Below are 5,158 nucleotides of genomic sequence, written 5' to 3'. Positions count from 1 at the left end.
GAGAAGGTTGAGCGGGCCGGTTCCGCCGCGATATGGCAGGCTGACATTCAGTGTTTTCTGGCGGCGGCACAGCGCGCTGAAACCGGGCACAGCCCAATCGAGGCCAACCAACTCCAGCAAGCTTTCCACGACCCCAGTCGTCTGCCGCAGCGGCAGCCCGAACAGCACTTTCAGAGTGAGGCAAGCCTGGATCGCAGTGTCACCGAAGCACCGCGCCCGGCGCGTTTGCCGCTCGGCGGCGGCACCCAGATCATCTCCGGATCGAACCAGATCGCCAATGGTCCTCGCTGCCTCAGTGCGGCGTTATAGCTCGACCAGTTTGTGGCCTTGTGTGACGTAGGGGCCAAACTGCTCATACACTCCCGCTATCATTATGGGTTCGCAAGAGAAATCCCCTCAGATGATTTGTGCAACAAATCCGCAAAGCAACAAAGACTTCTTCAACAAAATAGGCAGATAGCGAAAAAAAAAGGCCGCATTTCCGCGGCGGGCTTTTCAGCGAACAGCGCAACCCCGTCGCGTCTGATCGCGCGGCCCACGATCCCTTGCCGTGTCATGCTGAAAGCGGCGCCATAGACATAAAACCGCCCCGCGCATCACACGAGCGGGTCGCATTCTTTCGTACGGAAAGAATGGCGCTCAGTCGCTGTCGCCGCGATAGGGTTTGACGTATTGCAGCGCCATGTCCCAGGGGAAAAAGATCCATGTGTCCTGGCTGACTTCGGTGATATAGCTGTCGACCAGAGGCTTGCCCTTGGGCTTGGCGTACACGGTCGCGACATGCGCCTTGGGTAGATGCTGGCGCACCACTTCCAGCGTGCGCCCGGTGTCGACGAGATCGTCGACGATCAGCACGCCGGTCCCGTCGCCCATCACGTCCATGTCGGGAAACTTGATGACCCTGGGCGCGCTTTGCGCCTGATGGTTGTAGCTTTTCACCGAGATCGTATCGACCATGCGGATATCCAGCTCGCGCGCGACGATCATCGCCGGTGCCATGCCGCCCCGCGTGATGGCCACGACCGCGCGCCAGGCGCCGTTTTCGGGGCCATGGCCCTGAATCCGCCAGGCCAGCGCCCGCGCGTCGCGGTGCAACTGATCCCAGCTGACGTGAAAGCCCTTTTCATGCGGCAGGCGATCCTGGTCCATGGCGTGGTTCCTCAGACTTTGGTGATGTCCGGCGCGTCGACCGCCTTCATTCCGACAACGTGGTAGCCCGCGTCGACGTGGTGGGTTTCACCGGTGACGCCGCTGCCGAGGTCGGACAGCAGATACAGCGCCGAGCCGCCGACATCGTCGATGGTCACGTTGCGCCGCAGGGGCGAGTTGTAGGCGTTCCAGTTCAGGATATACCGGAAATCCCCGATGCCGCTGGCCGCCAGCGTCTTGATCGGACCGGCGGAAATGGCGTTGACCCGGATACCGTCCTTGCCCAGATCCTCGGCCAGGTAACGCACCGACGCCTCCAGTGCCGCCTTGGCCACGCCCATCACGTTGTAATGGGGCATGATGCGTTCGGCGCCGTAATAGGTCAGCGTGATGGCCGATCCGCCACGGGTCATCATCTTTTCGGCGCGCTGCATGACGGACGTGAAACTGTAGACCGAAATATCCATCGTACGCGTGAAATTGTCGCGGCTGGTATCGACATAGCGGCCGCGCAATTCGTTCTTGTCGGAAAAACCGATGGCGTGGACGATAAAGTCCAGGGTGCCCCAGCGATCCTTCAGCCCGTCGAACAGCGCATCGACCGACGCCTCGTCGCCGACATCGCAGGGCAGCACGATGTCCGATCCCAGCTGTTGTGCCAGCGGGCCGACGCGCTTTTTCAACGCATCCCCCTGGTAGGAAAAGGCAAGCTCCGCGCCAGCGCCATGCAGCGCCCTGGCGATGCCCCATGCGATCGACTTGTCGTTCGCGAGTCCCATGATCAGGCCGCGCTTGCCCGCCATCAGAGTGTTTGACATTCTCATTCCCCAACCGGCATTGCTTTTGTGACGAACCCTTTAGGCCAAGCCACTCAGGGCTTCAAGGGTTCGAAACGTCAGCGTTCACGGCAAAGGAGGCGCCTCATGTCAGACCGCAGCGGGATCTTCGCGGGAAACGACCCTTTCGTCATCGCAAGGGCGTGGCTGGCCGAAGCCCAGGCCACCGAACTCAACGATCCCAATGCCATCGCCTTGTCCACCGTGGACGGCGACGGCATGCCCAATGCCCGGATGGTCCTGCTCAAGGACATCGAGGATGCGGGTTTTGTGTTTTATACCAATTACAAAAGTGCCAAGGCGCGGGAAATCGAAAGCTCTGGCAAGGCCGCTTTTGTGATGCACTGGAAATCGTTGCGTCGCCAGATCCGGGTGCGCGGAATCGTCAGCCGCGAAGCGGGGCCGCTGGCCGATACCTACTACGCCTCGCGCTCTCTGAAGTCCCGGCTTGGCGCCTGGGCGTCGCGGCAAAGCCAGCCGCTGGCGTCGCGCGCAGCCCTGATGGCCGAAGTTGCAAAAGTCACCGCGACGCATGGTCCCCAGCCGAAACGCCCGCCGTTCTGGGGCGGATTCCGGATTGCCCCGGTGGAAATCGAATTTTGGGCCGATGGTGCCTTTCGCTTGCATGACCGGTTCCGCTGGCACCGGCGGACCCCAGCCGATGAGTGGACGGTCGACCGGCTCAATCCTTAGCTACCCGACGCACTGACGCTAGGGCCGTCACAAAAAGGCGCGCCCGGAACACTTGCATTTCCCGAGTTTCTTGTCGCAAGAGGGAACGGGGATACGCGACAAGAACAATGGAAACGCAGTTGAGACAGGAAGATGACGAGGCGCAGCGCGTTCTCGGAAAGGTGAAATGGTTCGATCCAGTCAAGGGATTCGGCTTCGTGATCGCCGATGAAGGCGGGCCAGACATCCTTTTGCATGCGAACGTTCTGCGGAACTTCGGGCAGAGCTCGGTGGCCGACGGCGCCGGTATCGAAATTGTCATCCAGCGCACGGACCGGGGGGTTCAGGCGACCGAGGTGCTGACGATCGCGCCGCCGGAGGCGCCGGAGGGTGTGCCGCTTGCGGATTTCGAGGGAATCGACCCCGAGGTCATGCGCGCCGCTCCGCTGGAACCCGCGCGGGTGAAATGGTTCGACAAGGCCAAGGGATTCGGGTTTGCCAACACGTTCGGGTCTTCGGATGACATTTTCATCCACATCGAGGTACTGCGCCGGTCGGGGCTGGCCGATTTGCAGCCGGGCGAGGCGCTTGCCATTCGCAAGATCCCCGGCAAACGTGGTCTGATGGCAACCGAGGTCTGGGCATGGGAAGCCGCACTTTCGCTCTCCTGACGGTCGTCGCGGCGGTGACGGCAGCCCCGCTCCGGGCTGCCGAATGCCGCGACGATACGCTTTGGCTGCGCGGCGACTGGGGCTCGGCGCGGTTTCGCGTCAGCGTCGCCGACGATGCGCAGGAACGCGCAGAGGGGCTGATGAACGTCCGGCAGATGCCCGGCGCGACGGGCATGCTGTTTGCCTACGAGCGCGAGCAGCCGGTGGCGTTCTGGATGAAGAACACCTTCCTGCCGCTCGACATGATCTTTGCCGATTCCTCGGGCCGGGTGCTGAAAGTGCATCGCGACGCCGTGCCGCATGACCAGACACCGATCCCAAGCGGTCAGCCGGTTCAATATGTGCTGGAAATCAATGCAGGCCTTTCGCGACAGCTTGGCATAGCGCCGGGCAGCGTGATGCAGCATCCGGCCATCGAAACCCCCGCCTGGCCCTGCGAATAGCGGCGGGGCGAGGCGATTTGCCTCTTTTCAAACTTTGGCCTGACCTGTAGAGGAGGCTTGCCGGGGCGTAGCGCAGCCTGGTAGCGCGTCTGATTTGTAATGTATTACCCCCAAACGATGTGCTATGTATTTTGTTTCAGGGCCTTACGAGTGTGTAGTATAACACTCGAACATCATAGTCGGGGCGTGGGAAAGCCTGGTTAATCCGTCTGCTTTGGGAGCAGAAGACCCTCAGTTCGAATCTGAGCGCCCCGACCACTACTCGTTTCTGAAGTGTGAAAGCCGACCAATTATCGGTGATCTAAAGTTTCGGCTGGAACCCTTGCTTAGGTTGATCCGCAAACTCGAAAAACCTGCTGGGTAAACATGTGGCGCGTTCAGCAGGAGGGCACCGTGGAGTCCGTCATAGCATGGAGGCGGCGAACGCGATCCACGTCGCGTTCCGCATTGCGCGCCACCGCCGCGACCGCGCAGTGTTCGTTGGTATACGGGCGTCGTGAGGCGTGAAATGACGCGGGGAGCCTCTCGTCATCCCCCAGGATCTTATGATCTTGTGGCGTCGCCACTGCGACTACGTTCAGGAGATCGGAAGCCGGCACGTCTAATAGGCGTGAAATAACTACAAGTTCCACAGCATCAATCCTTCGAGATCCTTTTTCCATCTTCGCAATGAACGACTGCCTGAGGCCGGTTTCGCGAGCCAAGTCGCGCTGCGACCGGCCCTTTTTTGGCGCGATAGGCGACCACCGCGTTCCCGAGAGCCAGTAGGCCCGCACTTCTTATAGATTTTGTCATCTTGCCAGCCTGAGGTTGCTTGACCACGGAGTAGCGGCAAGTTGAAGCGAGCCTAAATTGGGTTCAGGCGCTTGGTGCGAGCATGAGGAAACTCAATACTATCGAGATGCTGCTTAGGGCCGATCGGTCCGCTTACGAGGCAAAGCAGGCAGTGTTGCGAGAGTTCATCGCGGACAACGTTGGGCGATGCTTGATCCAAAGATTGTTGGATAATCCATCGATCCGTCCACTGTTGGAGCTCAAGTGACCTGCCCCCTGCCGGTCCCTCATTCATGACGAGAGTCTGCAGGTTGGATCTGGGTATTCGGCTTCTCCGTCTGGCGCACGCGCGCCGGGCGCGGAGCCCTCAGATTGCTCAAGCACTCGGCGCGCTTGCAGCGGTGTCTGGTTCTCCAGCGAGGAATGCGGCCTGACCGTATTGTCGTCGTAGCGCCAGAGGGCCAGCTTACGCCGCGCGTCATCGAGGCTGTCGAAGATCTCCTCGTTCAGAAGTTCGTCCCTGAGGCTGCCGTTGAAGCTCTCGATGAAGGCGTTTTGCTGCGGTTTTCCGGGATCGATGTAGTGCCACGGCACGGTGTTCTCGTCGGCCCAT

7 protein-coding genes, 1 tRNA gene and 1 pseudogene are annotated in these 5,158 nt (G+C 60.7%); 4 read left to right on the top strand and 5 right to left on the bottom strand.

The features are described from left to right. The 3 genes and pseudogenes from ATI53_RS22455 to fabI all read right to left on the bottom strand — a co-directional run. Positions 1–356: pseudogene (locus ATI53_RS22455) on the bottom strand (transposase); the annotation flags it as partial. Positions 357–639: 283 nt separating this feature from the next. Next, the gene (gpt, locus tag ATI53_RS22450) at positions 640–1,149 is read right to left on the bottom strand and encodes a xanthine phosphoribosyltransferase (RefSeq protein ID WP_009504172.1); all 510 of its coding nucleotides are present in this window, start codon (positions 1,147–1,149) and stop codon (positions 640–642) included. 11 nt (positions 1,150–1,160) lie between these two features. Beyond that, the gene (gene fabI, locus ATI53_RS22445; protein ID WP_009504173.1) at positions 1,161–1,967 is read right to left on the bottom strand and encodes an enoyl-ACP reductase FabI; all 807 of its coding nucleotides are present in this window, start codon (positions 1,965–1,967) and stop codon (positions 1,161–1,163) included. A 105-nt stretch (positions 1,968–2,072) separates the two neighbouring features. On the opposite strand from fabI, the gene pdxH reads away from it, so the two are divergent. From pdxH to ATI53_RS22425, 4 genes are all read left to right on the top strand, one after another. Then, positions 2,073–2,678 carry a pyridoxamine 5'-phosphate oxidase gene (gene pdxH / locus ATI53_RS22440; protein WP_009504174.1) on the top strand — a complete coding sequence of 202 codons (606 nt, stop codon included), beginning with the start codon at positions 2,073–2,075 and terminating at the stop codon, positions 2,676–2,678. A gap of 107 nt (positions 2,679–2,785) precedes the next feature. Beyond that, a complete protein-coding gene (locus ATI53_RS22435) occupies positions 2,786–3,328 on the top strand; it encodes a cold-shock protein (RefSeq protein WP_009504175.1) in 543 nt (180 codons plus the stop codon). After that, entirely contained in the window at positions 3,301–3,771 is a 471-nt protein-coding gene (locus tag ATI53_RS22430) for a DUF192 domain-containing protein (RefSeq protein ID WP_009504176.1), read from the top strand. The genes ATI53_RS22435 and ATI53_RS22430 overlap by 28 nt, the downstream gene beginning before the upstream one ends. A 180-nt stretch (positions 3,772–3,951) precedes the next feature. Then, a tRNA-Pro gene (locus tag ATI53_RS22425) sits at positions 3,952–4,029 on the top strand. 119 nt (positions 4,030–4,148) lie between these two features. Here the strand turns inward: ATI53_RS22425 and ATI53_RS24565 are convergent. Further along, positions 4,149–4,547 (bottom strand): helix-turn-helix domain-containing protein, encoded by a 399-nt coding sequence (locus tag ATI53_RS24565; RefSeq protein WP_111551422.1) that lies wholly within the window; start codon positions 4,545–4,547, stop codon positions 4,149–4,151. Positions 4,548–4,836: 289 nt separating this feature from the next. Next, positions 4,837–5,158, bottom strand: a 322-nt coding sequence (locus ATI53_RS22415) for an integrase core domain-containing protein (RefSeq protein WP_146610004.1), incomplete at its 5' end; no start/stop codon positions are given.

The organism is Salipiger aestuarii (assembly GCF_003259905.1).
GTDB classification, from domain to species: Bacteria; Pseudomonadota; Alphaproteobacteria; order Rhodobacterales; family Rhodobacteraceae; genus Salipiger; species Salipiger aestuarii.
The sequence above is the reverse complement of the archived record's forward strand: the minus strand, read 5'-3'. Positions and strand labels throughout refer to the sequence as shown.

What these genes read in the sequence shown, in the direction of transcription:
- gpt (WP_009504172.1), bottom strand. Translation starts at nt 1,149, where the DNA reads ATGGACCAGGATCGCCTGCCGCATGAAAAGGGCTTTCACGTCAGCTGG.
- fabI (WP_009504173.1), bottom strand. Translation starts at nt 1,967, where the DNA reads ATGTCAAACACTCTGATGGCGGGCAAGCGCGGCCTGATCATGGGACTC.
- pdxH (WP_009504174.1), top strand. Translation starts at nt 2,073, where the DNA reads ATGTCAGACCGCAGCGGGATCTTCGCGGGAAACGACCCTTTCGTCATC.
- ATI53_RS22435 (WP_009504175.1), top strand. Translation starts at nt 2,786, where the DNA reads ATGGAAACGCAGTTGAGACAGGAAGATGACGAGGCGCAGCGCGTTCTC.
- ATI53_RS22430 (WP_009504176.1), top strand. Translation starts at nt 3,301, where the DNA reads ATGGGAAGCCGCACTTTCGCTCTCCTGACGGTCGTCGCGGCGGTGACG.